The sequence below is a fragment of the Xylanibacter ruminicola 23 genome (assembly GCF_000025925.1).
Lineage (GTDB): Bacteria > Bacteroidota > Bacteroidia > Bacteroidales > Bacteroidaceae > Prevotella > Prevotella ruminicola.
In genome coordinates this window covers 2,635,001-2,656,895 of record NC_014033.1, presented here as the reverse complement: position 1 = coordinate 2,656,895, position 21,895 = coordinate 2,635,001, and the positions used below count along the sequence as shown (strand labels likewise).

The 21,895-nt window shown below is 48.0% G+C and carries 18 protein-coding genes, 2 tRNA genes and 2 rRNA genes (1 of these 22 only partly in view); 6 read left to right on the top strand and 16 right to left on the bottom strand.

What is annotated here, in order from left to right; genetic code table 11:
• Positions 1-33: 33 nt before the first annotated feature.
• Positions 34-1,011: a DUF3089 domain-containing protein gene (locus tag PRU_RS15415; protein ID WP_013065224.1), complete on the top strand. Its 978-nt coding sequence runs from the start codon at positions 34-36 to the stop codon at positions 1,009-1,011.
• Positions 1,012-1,026: 15 nt separating this feature from the next.
• The gene (gene axeA1 / locus PRU_RS11395) at positions 1,027-2,469 is read left to right on the top strand and encodes an acetylxylan esterase AxeA1 (RefSeq protein WP_013065432.1); all 1,443 of its coding nucleotides are present in this window, start codon (positions 1,027-1,029) and stop codon (positions 2,467-2,469) included.
• Between the two features lie 40 nt (positions 2,470-2,509).
• On the opposite strand, the gene PRU_RS11390 is transcribed toward axeA1, so the two are convergent.
• The 16 genes from PRU_RS11390 to PRU_RS11315 form a co-directional block, all read right to left on the bottom strand.
• Complete coding sequence (locus PRU_RS11390; protein WP_013063980.1) at positions 2,510-4,489, bottom strand: sensor histidine kinase; 1,980 nt, start codon at positions 4,487-4,489, stop codon at positions 2,510-2,512.
• A 74-nt stretch (positions 4,490-4,563) separates the two neighbouring features.
• Positions 4,564-5,529, bottom strand: coding sequence for a Rossmann-fold NAD(P)-binding domain-containing protein (locus PRU_RS11385; protein WP_013064249.1), 966 nt, complete (start codon positions 5,527-5,529; stop codon positions 4,564-4,566).
• On the bottom strand, positions 5,526-7,610 hold the full coding sequence (locus PRU_RS15410) for a PP2C family protein-serine/threonine phosphatase (protein ID WP_224083047.1): 2,085 nt from the start codon (positions 7,608-7,610) through the stop codon (positions 5,526-5,528). The genes PRU_RS11385 and PRU_RS15410 overlap by 4 nt, the downstream gene beginning before the upstream one ends.
• Before the next feature lie 22 nt (positions 7,611-7,632).
• Positions 7,633-8,874 (bottom strand): glutamate-5-semialdehyde dehydrogenase, encoded by a 1,242-nt coding sequence (locus tag PRU_RS11375; RefSeq protein WP_013065166.1) that lies wholly within the window; start codon positions 8,872-8,874, stop codon positions 7,633-7,635.
• Positions 8,875-8,881: 7 nt separating this feature from the next.
• Entirely contained in the window at positions 8,882-9,649 is a 768-nt protein-coding gene (gene proB, locus PRU_RS11370) for a glutamate 5-kinase (protein WP_013064408.1), read from the bottom strand.
• A 3-nt stretch (positions 9,650-9,652) separates the two neighbouring features.
• Complete coding sequence (locus PRU_RS11365) at positions 9,653-10,012, bottom strand: YraN family protein (RefSeq protein ID WP_013065319.1); 360 nt, start codon at positions 10,010-10,012, stop codon at positions 9,653-9,655.
• Positions 10,013-10,028: 16 nt separating this feature from the next.
• Positions 10,029-11,681: an AMP-binding protein gene (locus PRU_RS11360; RefSeq protein ID WP_013064503.1), complete on the bottom strand. Its 1,653-nt coding sequence runs from the start codon at positions 11,679-11,681 to the stop codon at positions 10,029-10,031.
• Positions 11,682-11,709: 28 nt separating this feature from the next.
• Entirely contained in the window at positions 11,710-12,273 is a 564-nt protein-coding gene (locus PRU_RS11355; protein WP_013064828.1) for a helix-turn-helix domain-containing protein, read from the bottom strand.
• A 14-nt stretch (positions 12,274-12,287) separates the two neighbouring features.
• Positions 12,288-12,902 carry a hypothetical protein gene (locus PRU_RS11350; RefSeq protein WP_013064121.1) on the bottom strand — a complete coding sequence of 205 codons (615 nt, stop codon included), beginning with the start codon at positions 12,900-12,902 and terminating at the stop codon, positions 12,288-12,290.
• Positions 12,899-13,678 (bottom strand): pyrroline-5-carboxylate reductase family protein, encoded by a 780-nt coding sequence (locus tag PRU_RS11345; protein WP_013063049.1) that lies wholly within the window; start codon positions 13,676-13,678, stop codon positions 12,899-12,901. Before PRU_RS11345 ends, PRU_RS11350 begins: the two co-directional genes overlap by 4 nt.
• Positions 13,675-14,814: an aspartate aminotransferase family protein gene (locus PRU_RS11340; RefSeq protein ID WP_013065706.1), complete on the bottom strand. Its 1,140-nt coding sequence runs from the start codon at positions 14,812-14,814 to the stop codon at positions 13,675-13,677. Before PRU_RS11340 ends, PRU_RS11345 begins: the two co-directional genes overlap by 4 nt.
• A 22-nt stretch (positions 14,815-14,836) precedes the next feature.
• Positions 14,837-15,802, bottom strand: coding sequence for an N-acetyl-gamma-glutamyl-phosphate reductase (gene argC, locus PRU_RS11335; protein WP_013063858.1), 966 nt, complete (start codon positions 15,800-15,802; stop codon positions 14,837-14,839).
• Between the two features lie 33 nt (positions 15,803-15,835).
• Positions 15,836-17,038 (bottom strand): argininosuccinate synthase, encoded by a 1,203-nt coding sequence (locus PRU_RS11330; protein WP_013063102.1) that lies wholly within the window; start codon positions 17,036-17,038, stop codon positions 15,836-15,838.
• Positions 17,039-17,090: 52 nt separating this feature from the next.
• Positions 17,091-17,696: a GNAT family N-acetyltransferase gene (locus PRU_RS11325; protein WP_013065362.1), complete on the bottom strand. Its 606-nt coding sequence runs from the start codon at positions 17,694-17,696 to the stop codon at positions 17,091-17,093.
• Positions 17,697-17,707: 11 nt separating this feature from the next.
• Complete coding sequence (gene argR, locus PRU_RS11320; protein WP_013064565.1) at positions 17,708-18,184, bottom strand: arginine repressor; 477 nt, start codon at positions 18,182-18,184, stop codon at positions 17,708-17,710.
• Between the two features lie 84 nt (positions 18,185-18,268).
• Positions 18,269-18,871, bottom strand: coding sequence for a DUF4923 family protein (locus PRU_RS11315; RefSeq protein WP_041386157.1), 603 nt, complete (start codon positions 18,869-18,871; stop codon positions 18,269-18,271).
• Between the two features lie 559 nt (positions 18,872-19,430).
• Here PRU_RS11315 and PRU_RS11310 point away from each other — a divergent pair.
• The 4 genes from PRU_RS11310 to PRU_RS11295 form a co-directional block, all read left to right on the top strand.
• Positions 19,431-20,960: ribosomal RNA gene (locus PRU_RS11310) — 16S ribosomal RNA — on the top strand.
• Positions 20,961-21,076: 116 nt separating this feature from the next.
• Positions 21,077-21,150: transfer RNA gene (locus PRU_RS11305), tRNA-Ile, on the top strand.
• Between the two features lie 25 nt (positions 21,151-21,175).
• A tRNA-Ala gene (locus PRU_RS11300) sits at positions 21,176-21,249 on the top strand.
• Positions 21,250-21,441: 192 nt separating this feature from the next.
• Positions 21,442-21,895 (top strand): 23S ribosomal RNA (locus tag PRU_RS11295) (it continues 2,444 nt past the right edge of the window).
• The 16S and 23S rRNA genes sit together here with 2 tRNA genes alongside, the layout of an rRNA operon.

Sequence of the window (21,895 nt, the reverse complement as noted above, 5' to 3'; positions counted from 1 at the left end):
ATTTGTATTTTTGCACGCAAATTAGTCAATTATATGTGTACGAATAGACTAAAATCGGCTTTTGTTGCGCTTTCTTGCGTATGCGCTTCGCTATTCTTCGGTTCGTGGGATAGTGATAGTCAGTCGGTTATCGGTCCAATTCCCCCATCACCGCATTACGATGATCCCAGCCAGTGGTTTATAGTTAACCGCCAGGGTGAGGCCGATTTGTTTTATATCATCTCTACAGAAACAGGCGACCATATGATAGGTAGTGATACCTGCCATTTTGCCGACACTTACAATGCTGGTCAGCGTGGACAGATGAGGATTGAAATGCATGCTGTGGATTCGTTTTATTCAGGCAAACTGAATTACTATTCGCCTTATTATCGTCAGGTGACGATGCAGTCGTGGTCGTCACCCGAAACTGCGCTTGCACGTTTGCCATTAGCCATGTCGGACTGCGTTCGGAGTTGGGATTACTATATCAAACATCTGAATCAGGGGCGCCCCTTTATACTGGCTGGCTTCAGTCAGGGAGCTCATGCCATGTTGGAGATTATGAAGCGCATGCCGGATGATGTGGCCGACCGCATGGTGGCTGCCTATTTTATTGGTTATAGGATTACTAAGGAAGATACGGCATGTTGCCGACATTTGCGCCCGGCTTGCAAGGCTAACGATACCAAGGTGTCGATTTGCTTTAACTCGGTAAAGACGCCAGAGTGCGAAATACCAGTGGTAAGTGCGGGTAATCTGTTCTGTATTAATCCCATCAACTGGCGAACAGATACGGTAGGCGCGTCGTTTGTGTATTACGACAAGGAGCATCAGAATGATACGCTCTCGGCACGACTCGACCCGAAGAGCAAGTTACTGTTGATAGGTGGCTATAAGAATGATGAACCGATGCCAGTAATCGGTATTCCGGGAAACTATCATCACATGGAACTAAGATTCTACTACCCTTATATCAGGCAGAATATGGCTGATCGTGTGGAGGCATTTTTTAACAATAGGACTAAATAAAGAATTGTTGTAACTATGAACAGAAAACTATTCATGACGGGGCTGCTGATGCTGGCTATGACCATGCAGGCGCAGACCGCAAAGAAGTTTACGTTGAACCTGTCCGATGATGGAAAGGCTCAGATGGTGTGTTTCCTTCCAGAGAATCCCTCAGGCAGAGCCATTGTTGGTGTGCCTGGAGGTGGCTACTCTATGCTTTCGAATACGCATGAGGGCTATCAGGCTTCCGATTGGTTGAATAAACAGGGTATCGCTTATTTCGTGGTAAACTATCGTTTGCCGCATGGTGACCGTACCATTCCAGTAGGAGATGTGGAGCAAGGTTTCCGTATCGTTCGCGACTCGGCTAAGGTCTGGAATATTAATCCTAACGATGTGGGCATTATGGGCTTCTCGGCAGGTGGACATCTGTCGTCGGTCATCTCAACGATGTCGCCTTATGAAGTGCGTCCTAACTTCTCGATACTATTCTATCCAGTAATCTCGATGGATGAGCGTGTATCACATAAGTGGTCGTGCATCAACTTTCTGGGTAAAGAGGGGTATAAGGATCCTAAACTTATAGGACAGTACTCAACCCAGAATGCCGTTCGCAGCCATCTCACGCCACCTGCTTGTATCATCAGCGCTAACGACGACCGTTTGGTGCCTGTGGTAACCAATGGCATACAGTATTATTCGGCTATGCGCAATGCCGGTAATGAATGCAGCTTGTTTATTTACCCTTCGGGCGATCATGGCTTTGGCTTTGGCACGTGGTTTAAGTATCACGACCAGCTGTTGCAGGACTTAGGTAACTGGCTTAAGTCGATTCCTGCCCCCAAGGAGGATGCTATCCGTGTGGCTTGCATCGGTAACAGCATTACTGATGGTTTTGGTATTGATATGCGTGCCAAGTACGGCTATCCGGCACAACTGCAGGGAATCCTGGGTGATGGCTACTGGGTAAAGAACTTTGGTGTTTCGGCACGTACCATGTTGAACAAGGGTGATTTCCCTTATATGAACGAGATGGCCTGGAAGGATGCCTTGGCATTTAAGCCCGATGTGGTTGTGATTAAGCTCGGCACCAACGACTCGAAGCCCGAGAACTGGCAGTATGGCTCAGAGTTTAGGCAGGATTTGGAACAGATGATTAAGGCCCTGCGCCCAGACCTTGCCCAACCAGCTAAGAAAGGTAAGAAGAAGGCTAAGGCTGCAGCTCAGCCTGCAGGTCCAAAGATCCTGCTTTGTACGCCCATCCCTGCCTTCAAGCCCAGTTGGAATATCAACGATAAGGTGATTACCGACGAGATTATCCCCATCCAGCAGGAAGTAGCTAAGCAGTATGGCTTACAGATTATCGATCTGCATGCCCTGATGCTAAACGATGGCGATAAGGTGGTAGATGATGGTATTCATCCCAACGAAAAAGGGGCCAAGAAGATGGCCGAGATCATTGCGGCTGCCATCAAATAAATACAGTAATCCCCGTTCTGTTGTGAACGGGGATTATTTTTTATTTTAATCTAACCACAAACCGGGCACCTTGTGTGTAAGTGGTGTCGAGGGTGAGGGTGTATCCCATCGAGGTGGCTAAGCATCGGGCCAATGGCAAGCCAACGCCAAGTGTATGCTCGTTGGGCGACAGACGTACAAACGGCACAAAGATATGCTCAGCATCACTCGCTGGGATGGTGGGGCCTTCGTTGCTTACAGCAATCGCATAGCTACCATCGGTTAGGGTGTGACAGCTTAACTGCAGCGTATCGCCTGTGGCATATTTTACAACATTGTCGAGCAGGCAGTTAATCAGCTCCTGCAGCAGCATATTGGTGGTAATCTTCACATCGTCGGCCACATCTGTTACAAACTCGATGTTCTTGGGTTGGGTTTTGAAATGCTGGTCGTAACTGTTTAGAGTGGTACGTGCCATTTCGTTAAGACCAATCTCGTAGTTCATAGGGATAGGATAAGCATCGCCATAGAGACTGAATAATATCAGCTTGCGGGTAGATGTAGCTACATCGTAGGCATCACGGCAGATAGCTGAGCGTAACTGCATATACTCATCGTGGGGCAACTGTCCGTCGGCATCGATGATAACTTCTGCAGTACCAATCAGTGTCTGTAACGGCGAGCGGAGCGCATCCTGACAAACACGTTTCTCCTCATCAGTAATTCCTAAATCGCCACGTGAGTAAGAATCAAGTACTGGGTCCATCAACGATTCGATGTTCTTGGCTGCAGCAACAATATCGCGATAACGCTTACTGCGTTCCTCGGGTTTGAGTTTGAATTCTGGGTCGTTGAATATGCGTGCATAGTTTAGCAGCGAACTGATAGGTGATTTGAGCTTTTCAAAGATGGTTGTTACAAAGGCACGACGGATAGCCTGACCGGCCTTAGCTCGACGGCGGGCCTCCTGTAACTCATGGAACTGCTCTTTCAACTTGAGATTTTTGAAATAGCGATAGATAAGTATGGCTATAAGCAGTAAGATGATGACTGTAGACAATAGACCTCCCAACATTAATTGCTTGTGGCGCAGTTCGCCTTTCTCCTGTTCGGCTTGAAGCATATCGATGCCGTGCGAGATATCCATGATATCATCCTCGAGCACCTCGCGCTCGTCAATCTGTTGAAAACTGTCCTTGAGTTCGGCGGCACGGAAGGCATGTTGCCAATCGCCCATCTTTTCATATACATCCAGTCGCAGCTCGTTTGCCATCATCGGCACATCAACAGAGTCGCACCAAGCCAAAGCGTGCTTATAGTCGTTTTTCAACATATAATGACAAACCATTACCTGATACAGGTTGGCAGGATTAAACCCTGCAGGATTATTCTGGCGAATACTGTCGTAGCGGGCATAGTAGCGGTCGAATGCCTGGCGGTCGCCTAGGCGGTTGGCGATGATGCAACGAAAGCCCAGCACGCCGCTATCGTACATCGGGTTATCGAGCATTTGTTTTGGCAGACTGTCGAGGCATGCCATGGCCTCGGTAGGATGGTTTCCGCTAAGTGCTTGAGCCAAAGATAGGTAGCAATTGAATACTGATATGGGTTCTTTGTTGGCATCTACTCCCTGAAGAGCCTTACGAAAGTATGTCTCACCCATTTCTGGTTGGTTTCTGCCGAAATAGAAGAAACCCAGACACATGTGGGGGATATACAGATATTTCTCCTGATGGCGATCGCGGATATCTTCGGTAATGCGATGAATCTCAGTATAGGCACGGTGGAAGTGCTTGTGGTTAACATCGTAAATAACGCGGTTCATCCAAGCACGGTAGAATTTATCCCAAGTTTGGTTCTTCTCCAAGTGGTTGAGAAATAGTTTATGAGCATTGTAGAAGTCAGAATCGCTGCCACTTACCTGCGCTTGTTGAACGCGCATGGCTAGTTCCTGTTCTATGTTGTCGGTATCAGCATAGATCTTGTTGCTACCGAGAAATGCCAAGGTTAAAAGTACAAAAAGGTATAGATAATGTTTCATGATGTTTTTGGGGTAATGGATGCCCCGCGCCGCTGATGACGCGGGGCATTGTTATCGGGAATTGTTGCTTGCGGTTAAAGGGCTTCGAGCATGCGCTTGATAACTACCGAACAGCTGATCTCGCGGTTGGCTGCCTCGGGGATTACAAGGCTGTTGGGGCTCTCAATCACATCGTCTGTTACAATAAGGTTACGACGAACGGGCAGACAGTGCATGAACTTACCATTGTTTGTCCATGACATGTGCTCTGTGTCAACTGTCCACGACATATCTTTGCTGGTAATCTTTCCATAATCGGCAAGGTTTGTTACACCTGGGTTACTCCAGTTTTTTGCATAAATGAAATCTGCACCCTCGAAAGCTTTCTTCTGATCGTACTCTACGCGGGCATTACCTACGAACTTTGGATCGAGTTCGTAACCCTCGGGGTGGGTGATGACGAAGTCAACATCGGGAGCGGCGTTCATCCACTGGGCGAACGAGTTAGGTACAGCCTGAGGCAATGCACGGCAATGAGGTGCCCAAGTGAGGACTACCTTTGGACGTTCTACTACCTTATGCTCCTCGATGGTGATGAGATCGGCAAAGGCCTGTAGGGGATGAACTGTAGCTGTTTCCATTGCAAATACGGGACGACCGCTATATTTGATGAACTGTTGCAGCACGGTCTCGGCATAGTCGTACTCACGGTCGGTAAGTCCGGCAAACGAGCGTACACCAATCAAGTCGCAGTAGCAACCCATTACTGGAATAGCCTCAAGCAGATGCTCGCTCTTGTCGCCATCCATAATCACACCACGCTCGGTTTCCAACTTCCATGCACCGGCATTTACATCAAGCACAATCACATTCATGCCTAAGTTCATTGCTGCCTTCTGGGTGCTGAGACGGGTGCGGAGCGAATTATTAAAGAAAATCATCATCAGGGTCTTGTTTTTACCCAGATGCTGATACTTGTAACGATCGTTCTTAATCTCAAATGCTTCGGCCATCGCCTTATCCAATGGGCCGAGGTCTTCTACGTTGATAAAACAGTTCATATCTTTATTTTATTAATGTTCAATGCTTTGAGGCACATGATGGTCATGTCGTCGTTAGGTTCGGCACCATGACGATGGCGCTCTACTTCGGCTTCCATCAGTTCTACTACATGGCGGGCGTCTTTGAATTTTGTATGCCGTAGTATATCCAGCATATGCTCGTCGCCAAACTGTTCCAGCTTGATGTTCTCGGCTTCATTAAGTCCATCGGAATAAATGAAGAGAGGACGCCCCTTGATGGATGCAATCTCCTCGCCGATATATTCAAGTTCCGGCCATAGACCGATAGGGGCATTCGACTCCATCTCAAGGAATGAACCTTGCTGCTCATCGCCTCCGATGACAGGGGGATTGTGCCCGGCATTGCAGAAATGGAGTTGGCCGTTGGTAAGATTTAGCTGACCAATGAACATAGTGACGAACATGCCGTTGTCGTTCTTCTCTGTCAGTTCGTTGTTCAGTCGGGTGGCTATCGTAGCAGGCATCATGTGCTGCTTGGCCAGTGCACGGAACAAACGGGTGGTTTGAGCCATGAATAACGAAGCAGGAACTCCCTTACCAGAAACGTCGCCTAAACAGAAGTATAAGATATCGTCTTCGAGCAGAAAATCGTAAAGGTCGCCACCAACCTCTTTGGCTGGAGTCATCGAGGCGTAGAGATCCAGGTCGGGACGCTCGGGGAATTCGTGTGGCACCATTGACATCTGGATGTCGCGGGCAATACGCAGCTCACTCTCAATGCGCTCCTTTGCTGCGGTGGTCTGTTCCAACTGCTCGTAGGCAGTCTCCAACTTGTCGTAGGCCACAGTCAGATCTTTCATGTGACGGCTGCGACGGTATAGATAGATGCACAGGAAAGTGATGATGAGCAGACCCACACTGATGGCTGCCCAGAGGGTGATGCGTTCTGTCTTCTCCTTACTCTGTCGCGCTTCCAGCTTCGACTGGTATTCGCTTAGTTTTAGCTGTTGTGCGTGACGGTCAAGGCTGTCATTCTTCAGAAGCGTTGCTGCATGCTGCAACTCGATGTCGCGATTCTTAAGTGTCAGATCTAATGCTTCTTTCTCCAAGCGTTCTTGTTCCAGTTCGTTGGCTTGGCGTTCCAAACGTAGTTCCTGGTTGTGCAACTTCAATTTCTTTGCTTCGTTCTCGGCTCGGATGATGTCCATCTGCATGGTATGCTCTGCCGATTGCTTACGTATGTCGGCCGTGTTGATGGAGTCGCTAACCCTTTTATACTCTTTGAAGTATTTGAGGGCATCTTCCCATTTCCCCAACCATTCGTAAGCGTAAGAGATAAACTGGGCTCGTTCTTGGGGCAACTTCACTTTTTGGGCCAATTCGAGCATTTTCTCGTAGTCGCCGTTAACACGGGCATGGTAGATTTCAATATCGTTAGCAAAGAGCGAACGGTAATGATACTTCTCTGAGACTTTTTTCCATTCCGCGTAAGCCTTGTTCAACTCTGTTTTTTGATTGGCTCCCTGATGATACATGGCTGCGATGCATCGATAACTCCATGCATCTACAATCGAAGGTCCTGTGAGGTTGGGTTCTTTCAAGGCTTTTTCGGCCATTTCGAGCACTTTCTTCTGGTCTCTGCGATTGTGATAGATTTTTGCTAGTCCCAAATAGGCCGGAGCGGCATTGATATGGGGCAAAAAAGATTGTTTATATTTTAAGGCTTTTAAGTAATTCTGCTCAGCCTGTATTTCCATCCTGAGGACGCTGGACTGGCTGGCTGTGATGAGTGACGAATAGTATATACCTAGTTTGCTGTCGTGTTGCTGGCTATACTCGTTCAGAGCCTTGGCTATCTCAATGCCTTTGTCTCTGCTGATTTTTGAAAATGCAAAGGAGGCCTGGTTGGCCCAGGTCCGGTAGTAGAGATCTTCGTCTTTCGCTTTCTGGCAAGCGTCTTTCAGTTGGTCGGTGATATTCATGAACTGCTCAACCTCGTGTGAGGAGTACAGACGGTACATCTCCTTTGTCAACCGATCAAGTTCGGTCTGATGACTTTGGGCCGCCACTATAAGTGGCAGCACAAAGAATAGTAGGTATATAGTAATGTTTCTTTTCATTTTGTTCCCTCCTTATATATAACTATGGACGTATCTGTCCTTCACCTTCGATGAGCCACTTGTAGGTGGTTATTTCTTCGAGTGCCATAGGACCACGGGGGCCTAGCTTCTGGGTAGAAATGCCAATCTCGGCACCAAGACCGAACTGAGCACCATCGGTAAACGAGGTGGGGGCATTCCAGTAAACGCAGGCTGCATCAACATGAGCCTGGAACTTACGGGCAGTTTGTTCGTTCATCGTAACGATAGCTTCGCTATGTCCGCTGCCGTTCTGGTCTATATGGTCGAGAGCTTCGTCAAGCGAAGCAACAGTCTTGATAGCAAGCTTATAATCCATAAACTCGGTTCCGAAACTGTCGTCGGTGGCTGGCTCCAAGAAAGGATAATTGCCATCGAGGGCTTGGTATGCCTGTTTGTCGGCATAGATGATAACATGCTTGTCGGCCATTTTCTGGCAGAGAGCAGGCAGATCGGCCAGGCGGCTCTCGTGTATTAGCAGACAGTCGAGTGCGTTGCAAACAGATACACGGCGAGTTTTGGCATTGTTAATGATTGCACATCCCATCTCTAAGTCGCCCTCGGCGTCGAAATAGGTGTTTACTACACCGGCACCTGTTTCGATAACAGGTATACGAGCTGTGTCGCGCACAAAGTCAATCAGCTTACGACCGCCACGAGGAATGCAGAGATCTACATAACCCACAGCATTCAGCATCTCGCCTGTAGCCTCATGAGTGGCGGGCAGCAGGGCAACCACATCTTTGGATACACCAAACTGTTCCAATATCTCATGAATGAGTGCAACTTCCTCGCGGTTACTGCAGTCGGCATCCTTTCCACCTTTCAGTATGCAAGCATTACCGCTCTTAAAGCAGAGCGAGAATACATCGAACGTAACATTAGGGCGCGCTTCGTAAATCATACCAATTACACCAAAGGGCACGCTGACACGACATAGACGAAGTCCGTTAGGTAGCGTTTTCTGTTTGGTGACATGTCCCAATGGTGAGGGGAGGGTGGCTACGTTGCGCATGTCGGAAGCAATACCCTCTAAACGGCTATCTGTGAGTTGCAGACGGTCGTACAATGGGTTGGCTTTCGACATCTTGGCCAAATCCTGGGCGTTTGCCTCCAGGATTCTTGCCTTATGATTAATGATAGCATTGGCAACGGCATTGAGTATCTCGTTGCGCTGCTCGTCGGTAAGCAGAGCCAGACTCTTGCTGGCACGTTTTACACGTTCGAATGTATCTTTGAGTTGCATAGCTCTATTATGTTAGGAATTCAGTGTGAGGTGTTGACTCTGGTCTTTCAATCAAGTCGATCAGGATATCATCGCGGGTACCATTAGCGATGATAACGTGGATGCCTGCCGACTGGATGTTGCTGGCCGTGTGGTATTTTGAGTGCATACCACCACGTCCGAAAGCACTCTTCTCCTTCTGGATAAATTTTGAAAGGTCGGTGCAAGGTGCAACGGTCTGTATCAGTTCCGATGAAGGATCATCGGGGTGACCGGTATAGATACCATCGATGTTAGAGAGCAGAATCAGTGAATCGGCTTTCATCATCTGTGCGATGAGGCCCGAGAGTTCATCGTTATCTGTAAACATCAGCTCGGTAACTGATACGGTGTCGTTCTCGTTAACGATGGGGAGAACATCGTTCTCCAGCATCACCGTCATACATGCCTGCTGGTTGCGATACTGCTCGCCTGGCTGGAAGTTCTCCTTCATGGTGAGCACCTGACCAACGTGAATACCAAACTCGCGGAACAAGTCGTAGTAAAGACCTACGAGTTTTACCTGACCGACAGCAGAGAACAACTGGCGCTGTTCAACCGAATCAAGCGAGTGGTCGACAGTGAGTTCGCGTCTACCGCAGGCTACGGCACCCGAGGTAACAAGGATCACCTCGATATTCTGCTTGCGCAACCAAGCTATCTGATCGACCAACGCCGACATGCGGGTGACGTCCAGTTTGCCATCTGCTCGTGTCAGTACGTTCGAACCTACTTTGATAACAATTCTTTTCTTCATCTTCTAATATAATCGTACATCTTTGATGTGATCTATTTCTGGTTGCTGACCCATCGTGCCGACTACAGTAATAATGTCGAACCTAACATCGCTGTTGATACGGCGGTACTTAATGTAGTGGTTGATGGCCAGACGGAGATTCTGTAACTTACGGTAGTCGACAGCCTCTTCAGGGTCACCGAACAATCGGTTGCGACGGGTTTTGACTTCAACAAATACCACTTCGTTACCGTCTGTGGCGATGATGTCGATATCCCGACGCCCCGACTTCCAGTCGCGTTCTATTATACGATAGCCATGATGCTGTAGGTATTCGGTGGCTTTGTCTTCGCCCCATTTCCCTAACTCATTATGTGCAGCCATAACTATTCTTTCATCATTATTTCTCCGCGTCTTTCTTGCGAATCTCTACGCGGCGAATCTTACCACTGATGGTCTTTGGCAGTTCGTCAACAAACTCCACAATACGTGGGTACTTGTAAGGCGCTGTCTCCTTTTTAACATGCTGCTGCAGTTCCTTTACGAGATCGTCGCCAGCCTTGTCCTTCCACTCTTTGCCGAGTACAACGGTTGCCTTTACCACCATACCGCGGATATCGTCGGGTACACCTGTGATGGCGCACTCAACTACGGCAGGGTGAGTCATCAGGGCACTCTCAACCTCGAATGGGCCAATGCGGTAACCTGAGCTCTTGATCACATCGTCGATACGACCTTCGAACCAGTAGTAACCGTCTTCATCGCGCCAAGCCATATCTCCGGTGTGATAGATGCCGTCGTGCCAGGCCTCGCGGGTTTTCTCCTCATCGCGGTAGTAGCCCTTAAACAAACCGATAGGCTTCTTATCGCCTACGCGTACCACGATCTCACCTTTCTCACCATCCTCACATGAAGTTCCGTCGGCACGCAGCAGATCAATATTGTACTGAGCATTAGGGATACCCATCGAACCGGGCTTTGGTGTCATCCAAGGGAAGGTACCGAGGGTCATGGTGGTTTCGGTCTGACCGAAGCCCTCCATCATGCGGATGCCGGTCTTCTCGTAGAACTTATCATATACTGCGGGGTTCAGGGCCTCGCCTGCGGTACAGCAATACTGGAGACTGCTCAGGTCATACTTGCTCAAATCCTCACGAATCATAAAACGGTAGATGGTGGGAGGTGCACAGAAACTGGTAACCTTATACTTCTCCATCTGGCGCAGCAGGGTGTCGGCATTAAACTTCTCGTGGTCGAATACGAACACGGTAGCACCGGCAAACCACTGACCGTAGAACTTACCCCATACAGCCTTACCCCAACCAGTATCGGCTACGGTGAGGTGGAGTGAGCCTTCGTGCAGGTTGTGCCAGAATACACCTGTGGTGAGGTGGCCCATGGCATACAGATAATCGTGTGCAACCATCTTTGGCTCGCCACTGGTACCAGAGGTGAAGTACATAATCATGGTGTCTTCGTTGTTATTAACGAAGGCAGGACGCTCGAACTTGGGGGCCTGCTGCCATTCTGCCTTCCAGTTGTGGAAACCTTCCTCGTCGCGCAGTGTGATATATTGCTTTACCGTAGGACTCTCAGGCATGGCCAGCTTGATCTGACTGATGATATAGTCATCGTCAGCACAGATGATGGCCTTTACTGAGGCACGTGTGTTACGATATACGTAGTCGTGCTTGGTGAGCATGTGGGTAGCGGGAATTACAATGGCACCGATCTTACATAACGCCAACATGATAACCCACCACTCGTAGTGACGCTTCAGGATGAGCATGACGGGATCGCCCTTACCGATACCCAGCGACATCAGGTATGATGCAGCCTGATCGCTCTGTTCCTTTAACTCACCATAGGTGGTACGTATCTCTTCGCCCTGGTCGTTGGTCCAAAGCAATGCTAACTTCTCGGGTGCTTCCTCTGCCCACGCATCCATCACGTCGTAGGCAAAGTTGAAGTTCTCTGGAATGATAAACTCCAGATTCTTATTGTAATCCTCTACAGACTCGAAATGTGTCTGCTTTAAAAATCTTTCTACCATAAATTTATTTCTTCAATCTTTCAATTCTTCAATTCTTTTCGACTGTAAAGGCGAGGAACTTCACGGGTTTGTCGCCTACGGCCAGCATGCCATGGGGCTTTGATGAGTCGAAATAGATGCTGTCACCCTCGTCGAGAATGATGGTCTTGCCACCGATAAAGAGTTCCATCTTACCCTCGAGTACCATGTTGAACTCCTGACCTGGGTGGGTATTTTTGTAAATGGTGCGAGCGCCTGGCTTGGGCTCTACAGTTACAATGAATACATCGGCCTGGTGGTTTACAAATCCACTTACCAGACTCTGATACTTGTAAGCCTTGGTGCGCTCTACGCTCATGCCCTGACCTTTACGTACTACAAAGTACGACTTCATATGGGGTGCCTCGGCAAACATCAGTTCCTCGGCTGATACACCATACTTGTGGGCTATCTTCATGAGGTTTGAGATGGTGATGTCAAGCTCACCTTTCTCAATCTTCTCGTACTTTTCTGAGTCGATACCGATAGTCTCGGCCATCTCGCTTACTGGAATGTCGAGAACATCGCGCAAACCGCGAAGGCGTTCTCCTATTTGCTTTAATTGCTCGTCCATGTGTTCTATGTTATTTATCGTTCATCTATGATTTTGTAATTCGCATATTTTTCTTTGGGGAAAACGAAAATGCTATCGTCGATGTTACCTGCCTTAAAGTTTGAAAAAGTGATAGTGGCCCAGAAAATGCTAACTTTTATACGTAGCTTCTTGGGATAGTAATTGCCTGGATTGAGCAGGGCAATTATCTTTTTCATCTTTACTTTGGCATCAGGCTTGGCTTGGAGGGTGACCAACAAACCGTCAGGATCCTTGGCGATAGAGTAGTTGTAGCTGTCGGGTTCGAATTTGAACATCTGCAGCTTTTCGTTCTTCTTGTTTACTTTAGGGTCGTGAATCTCTACGATGCCTTTCTTCTCGCGGAGGATATATTTGAGGTTACCGTCGTTCCACATCTTGGAGTCCTTATATTCCGACTTGGCTTTGTCGCCCTTATTCCATGAGGTGCCTTCTTCTTTGTATACGTGAAGAATGTCTATCTTATAATGGAATGTAACGCCCTCCTTACCATAGATATGGTTCCAAGCGGTATTAAACACACGCTTGGCTTGGCGGGCGTTGGCATTGTCCTGCGCCTTTGCAGTCAGGCTTAGGCATAAGACAAGCAGAATATAAAGGAGGCGTTTCATTTGAGTCCTGCTTTAAGACCGCGGATAACAGCAGAGGTGAAACCTGCATGTTCCATCTCGTTGAGACCCTTGATGGTTAAACCACCAGGAGTGGTAACCAGATCGATGGCAGCTTCGGGGTGCATACCGCTGGCTTCCAGCAGTTCAACAGCGCCTTTCATAGTCTGCATCACAATCTTCTTAGCATCATCGGCCTTGAAGCCTAACTCTACACCACCTTCGGCTGCCGCACGGATATAGCGCATGGCATAAGCAATACCGCAACTGGCCAGCGTGGTACCTGATGCCAAGTGTTGCTCGTCGGTGAGGAGTGACGTTCCCATATCGTTAAAGATACCCTGAATCAGTTCTGTCTGCTGCTGGGTAGTATCGCAAGGTACGATAAAGGTCATCGAAGCCAACTGGGCAATGGCGATGTTTGGAATAACCAGGAAGAGTGGGGGACAGTTTGCACCCAACCATTCCTTGATGCTTGCTGAAGGAACGCCTGCGGCAATTACAATCAGTAGTTGTTTCTTGGGGTCGAGTTCGGCTTTGATGTCGGTGAGTACACGCTCTACTAACCAAGGTTTTACAACTACGCAAACAATATCGGCAGTCTTGGCTGCCTGCTGGTTGTCGGTAGTTACGTTAACACCTAACTTGGCAAACTTATCTACAACCGCTTGCGAAGGATCGCTTACGGTGATATCCTCGTTCTTAAACTGATGGCCTTTGATCAGACCTTCGACGGTAGCGCCACCCATGGCGCCTGCGCCTATTACTGAAATTTTCATAATTCCTCGGGTTTTACTCTAATCAGTCTTTCGATAAAGTCGTCGGCTTCTGCCTTGGTGAGACAGAGTGGTGGCAGCAAGCGCAGAATGTTCTGACCTGCACAACCGGTAAAGCAATGCTCATGCTTGATGAGTGGCTTACGTACCATGGCGTGTGGCATGTCGAGTTCGATACCAATCATGAGTCCGCGACCGCGAACCTCCTTGATGTGCGAACTACCAATGTTGCGAATGCCTTCCATCAGGTAGTCGCCTACCTCGCGGGCATTCTCTACCAGACCTTCGTTCTCAAATACATCGAGTGTAGCCAAGGCTGCAGCACAAGCCAGGTGGTTACCACCAAAGGTGGTGCCTAACTGTCCGTAAACAGGCTCGAACTCTGGTGAAATCAGCACACCACCCATGGGGAATCCGTTAGCGATACCCTTGGCAACGGTGATGATATCGGGCTTGATGCCTAACCATTGGTGGGCAAAGAATTTTCCGCTTCGGCCATAGCCGCACTGAATCTCGTCGCAGATAAGTACGGCGCCATAACGCTTACAAGCGTAAGCCAATCCCTGGGCAAACTCAGGTGTGGCCATCTGGATACCGCCTACACCCTGGATGCATTCCAGAATTACAGCTGCTACGCCACCTTTCGACAGTTCGCGAACCCAGGGCTCCAAATCGTTCAAAGGCAGGAAACGTACGTGGTGGTTGTCGTTGATGGGAGCCACAATCTTGGGATTGTTTGTTACCTCGACAGCCAGACTGGTACGGCCGTGGAATGCTTTCTCGCAACTCAGCACGCGGGTGTTGCCGGTTTTGAACGAGGCCAACTTCAGGGCATTCTCGTTAGCTTCGGCACCAGAATTAATCAGGAACAACTGATAATCGTCGTAGCCCGAAATCTTGCCTAAACGCTCAGCCAGCTGTACTTGCAGTTTGTTGATAACAGAGTTAGAGTAGAAACCGATGTTCTGCAACTGTTCTGTTACCTTACTAATATAATGGGGATGTGAGTGGCCGATGCTGATAACAGCGTGTCCACCGTAAAGGTCGAGATACTCCTGACCTTTGTCGTCCCACACTTTACAACCTTTTCCTTTTACGATGTTAACATCGAACAATGGATAAACGTCGAATAGTTTCATGTCGTTTCCTTTCTTTTAATTGTTAGAAAGCTGATGCTTTAAGTTTCAGTCCGGCAGTCTCGTCAATGCCGAACATGATATTCATGTTTTGTACAGCCTGACCAACAGCACCCTTCAACAGGTTGTCGATAGCAGAGGTAACAAGCAGTTTACTGCCGTATTTCTCTACATGTACCAAAGCTTTGTTGGTATTTACTACCTGCTTCAGGTCGATAGCTTTGTCGCTATAGTGGGTAAAGGCTGCATCCTTATAGAAGTCCTTGTAAGCTTCAATCACATCTTCTACTGGGGCAGGTGTCTTGATAACTGCTGTGCAGAAAATGCCACGGGCAAAGTCGCCACGATAGGGGATAAAGTCGATATCAGCGTCAAGATAGCCCTGAATCTGCTTCAATGACTGACGAATCTCAGCGATGTGTTGGTGCTGGAAGGGCTTGTAGATGCTCAGGTTGTTGTTGCGCCATGAGAAGTGTGTAGTGGCGCCTGGCTTCTGGCCTGCACCGGTTGAACCAGTGATGGCATTCACAGCCACATCCTCTTTCAGCAGATTCAGATAAGCGGCAGGCAGTAGTGCGAGCTGGATACAAGTAGCAAAGCAGCCTGGGTTAGCCAGGTGCTGAGCTTTCATAATCTCCTCCTTGTTAATCTCGGGCAGGCCGTACACATAGTCGTGGTCGCCTTTGATGCGGAAGTCCTGTGCCAGGTCGATGATTTTAACGTTTGCAGGGATGGTGTGCTCCTTCAGGAACGCCTCACTCTTACCATGACCGAAACAGAAGAATACCACATCTACCTTATCGAAAGGCATCTCGCTGGTAAACTTCAGATCGGTGTCGCCAATCAGACCTTCGTGCACATCCGATACCAGATTGCCAGCATTACTTTCTGAGTTGGCAAACACAATCTCTGCTTCAGGATGGTTCAGCAACAAGCGGATGAGTTCGCCGCCTGTATAACCTGCTGCACCAAGTATTCCAATCTTTATCATAAAATCGGTATTTATCCGTGAAATCCGTGATTCTTATCTTTTCTCGTCCTTGTGGATGCCGTAGTATACACGCAGTGGGGTAGAGCTAACTTTGATGAAGCCTTTGGCCTCGTCGGCTGTCCAACCAGTCTGAGTCTCACCGTATTCGCCCAGCTTGCTCTTGGTCAGGTCGTTAGCACTGTCGATACCAACAGTCTCAAATCCGTAAGGACGAAGCTTCAGGATTGCTGTACCAGTTACGTTGCGCTGCGAAGAGGTAAGCATAGCCTCGATATCGGGCATCACTGGCTCAAGATACTGACTCTCGTGCAGGAACATGCCATACCAGTTGGCAACCTGATCCTTCCAGTACTGCTGCCACTTAGAGAGTGTTGACTTCTCCAGCAGACGGTGAGCTTCGATGATGAGCTTGGGGGCTGCAGCTTCGAAACCTACGCGACCTTTTATACCGATGATAGTATCACCTACGTTGGCATCACGACCAATGGCATAGCTAGCACCGATCTCTTCAATCTTCTGGATGGCTTTCACCTTATCGTCGAACTTCTCATCGTTTACGGCTACAATCTCGCCCTTGTCGAACTGAATCTTCAGCAGTGCTTCCTGCTCCTTGGCAGTAACGTGCTTCAGGTAAGCCTCTTCAGGCAGTCCCTGTGTGGGATCGAGCAACTCGCCGCCACAGATACTGGTACCCCAGATACCTACGTTATATGAGTACTTCAGCTTGGTGAAATCAGCAAAGAATCCGTGCTCGTTCAGATAGTCAACTTCTTCTTTACGAGTCAGTTTCTTATCGCGGGTCAGGGTGATAATCTCTACGCCTGGTGCCATTACAAGGAAGGTCATGTCGAAACGAATCTGGTCGTTTCCGGCACCGGTTGAACCGTGGGCGATGGCATCAGCACCAATCTCCTTGGCATAGCGGGCGATGGCGATAGCCTGGAAAATACGCTCGCTTGATACAGAAATGGGGTAGCAGTTGTTACGCAGCACATTTCCGAAAATCATATACTTCAACGATTTCTCGTAATACTCGTGGGTTACATCGAGGGTTACATAAGCCTTTGCACCAAGCTTAAAGGCGTTCTCCTCGTTCTTCTTCAACTGCTCGTCGCTAAAACCGCCTGTGTTGGCGCAGGCTGCATATACATCCCAGCCATCCTGGGTGAGTTTCATAACGGTGTAAGAGGTGTCAAGACCTCCTGAAAATGCGACTACTACTTTCTTGTTTGCCATATCTTTGTTGCTTTATATTATTTACTATTTGATACTTCGTATCGAACCTTCACTATTCACTAACAGAATCAATTTTGCGTATTCTCTCCAGTACATCGTCGGAGATCTTTGCTGGCAGATGCTCTGTTGGATCGTAAAGCATTGCTGTACAGATGCAGTATTTGCGACCTGTACGATGCAGAACGTCAACATTGCAACAACCCTCGCAACCTTTCCAGAAAGCCTCGTCGTCGGTTAAGTCGGCAAAGGTAACTGGCTGATAGCCTAATGCGGTGTTCATTGCCATCACTGCTGCACCACTGGTCAGCGAGAAAATCTTGGCGTGTGGCCATCGGGTTCTGGCTAATGTAAAAGTCATGTCCTTGATGCGCTTGGCAATATGCTTACCTCTGAAGTCGGGGTGTACAATCAGTCCCGAGGTGGTTACATATTGCTGATTCTCCCAAGTCTCGATGTAGCTGAATCCTGCAAATCTACCATCTTTGGTCAGGGCGATGACAGCTTTGGCTTCCATCATCTTCTTGGCCAGATACTCATGCGTTCTCTTGGCGATACCTGTACCGCGCACCTTTGCAGCCTCTGCAATGGTGTCGAGGATAGTGTCTACGTACTTCTCGTGTTCAGGTCCTGCTACCAAGACTTCAATTTCTTCTTCCATTTCTTTCTTCTTTATTTCATGTTTGGCACGACATCAGTCAGAGCTTCTACCACATCCTGATGCTTTACGCCTTCTTTAATTACAATGAATATGGTGTCGTCACCAGCAATGGTACCCAAGATTTCAGGTACATCACTATTGTCGATGTTCCAGGCAATCGAACTGGCATAGCCAGGGCGTGTCTTGATGATACCCATGTTGCCCGAAAAGTTGATACTGATAAAGCCAGGTACCTTCATCATCTCACGAATGCTGTTGGGCGTGCTGACTCGCTTGTACATGGTCTCGTTGGGCAGTACATACACGTAGTTGCCACTCATCGAGGCGGCTTTTGCAACCTTCAGTTGCTTCAGATCGCGACTCAGTGTGGCTTGCGTCAGTTTGAAACCTTCCTTCTGGAGGGCGTTCAACAATTCGTCCTGGCTTCCTAACTGCTGACTTGATATGATCAGTCTCAGGGCTTCTAATCTGTTGGTCTTTACTTTCATCTCAGTATATTTATTCAGAAATCGGTTGCAAAATTATACAAAATTTCGCAACCGACCAAATATTTCTGCATATATTTGCAAATTTTACCGTTTCATATCGAATCCAACACGTACGCCATCGTAATTTTTGCTCAAATCTCCAATTGTTTGCAAATCTTTGTTCCCGCTCATAGCCGACATGGTCTGGAGGACAGTCAACAGCTTCTTGGCTTCGAACAGGATAGAAATACCATTTGCCTCTTTCTTTGCATAGCAGTTCATCGAGAGCAGTAATCCTTTTAAGGAAATTTTCTGTGTAGCCTCGTCGAAAGTGTATTTGCCGTTGAATGGAGTACCGGCTATTTTTGAAGAGAAGGTGCCATCTTCGTTAAAGGTGATATATGTGTTACTGGCTGAGAGGCCAACCTGCTGGTAGTAGGGCAGTAATTTCTCTTCAATCTGTACGGCGGCAACTTCACCACCAGCTTTGGCCAGCAGGTTCTCGCTGGTAAATGCGCAGCCAGGACCAGCATATTTCCATGTGGCAATCAGATTCTGTTGTTTTACCTTATCAAGACCGATAACACTTGTGATGGCATTTACTACACCAGTACCATTGGTCATGGCACCGAGTACCTGACCCATATTGCCGCAACTTGTCATGGCGATACACGCCAAAGCGGCAATTCCTACCATTACTTTCTTCATTTCGCTTTTTTCCTTTTTGATGGTTTTACTTCTTTTGATAATGCAAAAGTAATTTAAATCCCTTAAACTACAAAACAATTATCAGAAATTAACGTAGTCATTTCTTAGTTGGGTAGGTAGTCTCTTCTGAACTCAAAAAATGCTGTGAGTTAATTCAAAAAGGGTTTTGAGTTAATTCACGAAGGGTTTTGAGTTAACTCATGGTTTTTAGGGATATGCCGGTCTGTCTATATAATATATAATAATGTGTCAGCATTTTTGAGGTTGATATTTGTCAAGAGCGACCAAAAAAATGCATGAAAAATGAAAATTTCTCTCGAAAAGTTTTGGTAGTTTCAAAAAAAGCCGTACCTTTGCACCCGCAAATCAGGAACACCACCTGACAAGCACTGAAAGAAAGAGTTCTTTGAAAGATTTACATAGACAGAAGTAGTACAAGAAGCGAGTACTTTTCGAAGTACTTGGGTAAATGAACAAACCGTTTCAATTTCTTGAATTTGGATAGTTGTTCTGAGACAGATATAATTCTTATTTATTAAGAATAAACAAACAAATTTTTACAGTGAAGAGTTTGATCCTGGCTCAGGATGAACGCTAGCTACAGGCTTAACACATGCAAGTCGAGGGGCAGCATGATCGAAGCTTGCTTTGATTGATGGCGACCGGCGCACGGGTGAGTAACGCGTATCCAACCTTCCCTATAGTAGAGAATAGCCCGGCGAAAGTCGGATTAATGCTCTATGTTGTATTTAGAGGACATCTGAAGAATACCAAAGGTTTACCGCTATAGGATGGGGATGCGTCTGATTAGGTAGTAGGCGGGGTAACGGCCCACCTAGCCGACGATCAGTAGGGGTTCTGAGAGGAAGGTCCCCCACATTGGAACTGAGACACGGTCCAAACTCCTACGGGAGGCAGCAGTGAGGAATATTGGTCAATGGACGGAAGTCTGAACCAGCCAAGTAGCGTGCAGGATGACGGCCCTATGGGTTGTAAACTGCTTTTATATAGGGATAAAGTCGGGGACGTGTCCCCGTTTGTAGGTACTATATGAATAAGGACCGGCTAATTCCGTGCCAGCAGCCGCGGTAATACGGAAGGTCCAGGCGTTATCCGGATTTATTGGGTTTAAAGGGAGCGCAGGCTGATGATTAAGCGTGACGTGAAATGTAGCCGCTCAACGGCTGAACTGCGTCGCGAACTGGTTATCTTGAGTGAGTTCGATGTTGGCGGAATTCGTGGTGTAGCGGTGAAATGCTTAGATATCACGAAGAACTCCGATTGCGAAGGCAGCCAACAAGGCCTTTACTGACGCTAAAGCTCGAAGGTGCGGGTATCGAACAGGATTAGATACCCTGGTAGTCCGCACGGTAAACGATGGATGCCCGCTGTTTGCGATATACTGTGAGCGGCCAAGAGAAATCGTTAAGCATCCCACCTTGGGAGTACGCCGGCAACGGTGAAACTCAAAGGAATTGACGGGGGCCCGCACAAGCGGAGGAACATGTGGTTTAATTCGATGATACGCGAGGAACCTTACCCGGGCTTGAACTGCCAGCGAACGATTCAGAGATGATGAGGTCCTTCGGGACGCTGGTGGAGGTGCTGCATGGTTGTCGTCAGCTCGTGCCGTGAGGTGTCGGCTTAAGTGCCATAACGAGCGCAACCCTTTTCTTTAGTTGCCATCAGGTAATGCTGGGCACTCTGGAGATACTGCCACCGTAAGGTGTGAGGAAGGTGGGGATGACGTCAAATCAGCACGGCCCTTACGTCCGGGGCTACACACGTGTTACAATGGGGGGTACAGAGAGTCGGATATACGCAAGTATGTTCTAATCCTTAAAGCCTTCCTCAGTTCGGATTGGGGTCTGCAACCCGACCCCATGAAGCTGGATTCGCTAGTAATCGCGCATCAGCCATGGCGCGGTGAATACGTTCCCGGGCCTTGTACACACCGCCCGTCAAGCCATGAAAGCCGGGGGCGCTTGAAGTCCGTGACCGCAAGGATCGGCCTAGAGCGAAACTGGTAATTGGGGCTAAGTCGTAACAAGGTAGCCGTACCGGAAGGTGCGGCTGGAACACCTCCTTTCTGGAGAGAACACTATTACAAAAGGTTTGATTTCAAACCCAGTGCTTCTTTACTACCGAAGTTTATAATATAGAGAAAGATGAAGCTGAGCGTTAGTAGAGGCGAAGCTTGAAGCCAGTCCTATAGCTCAGTTGGTTAGAGCGCCACACTGATAATGTGGAGGTCGGCAGTTCAAGTCTGCCTGGGACTACATCTGACTCCGGAACTGAAAAGTTGGGGGATTAGCTCAGTTGGCTAGAGCACTTGCTTTGCAAGCAAGGGGTCATCGGTTCGACTCCGATATTCTCCACTAAGTACAGACAACCTCTGAAATTTAATGTTTCATGTTTAATGTTTAATGTACAACGATCTTTGACATGTTGATACACAAGAAACTGTAAGTAAAAGACTTTGTTTTTAGAAACTGAGTAGATTTTTTCGAAAATCTCAATTACAGCTGATAGTATGAGCTACTTTTCGATAGCAATATCGAAAGTAATAGGCGAAAGAAAGTTAGGGCGTCTGGTGGATGCCTTGGCTCTCGGAGGCGATGAAGGACGTGATAAGCTGCGATAAGCCTCGGGTAGATGCAAATAATCTTTGATCCGAGGATTTCCGAATGGGACAACCCAGCTGGCTGAAGGCCAGTTATCTACACCTAAGTGTAGAGGCAAACGCAGGGAACTGAAACATCTTAGTACCTGTAGGAAGAGAAAATAAACTAATGATTCCCCCAGTAGTGGCGAGCGACCGGGGAATAGCCCAAACCGCATGTGTAGCAATGCATATACGGGGTTGTAGGACCACGCCGTAGTACTTGAATCGTGAGGAGAATCTTCTGGAAAGTTGATCCATAGAGGGTGAAAGGCCCGTAACCGAAGCGAGACGAGACTTAGTGGTATCCTGAGTAACGCGGAGCACGAGGAATTCTGCGCGAATCTGCCGGGACCATCCGG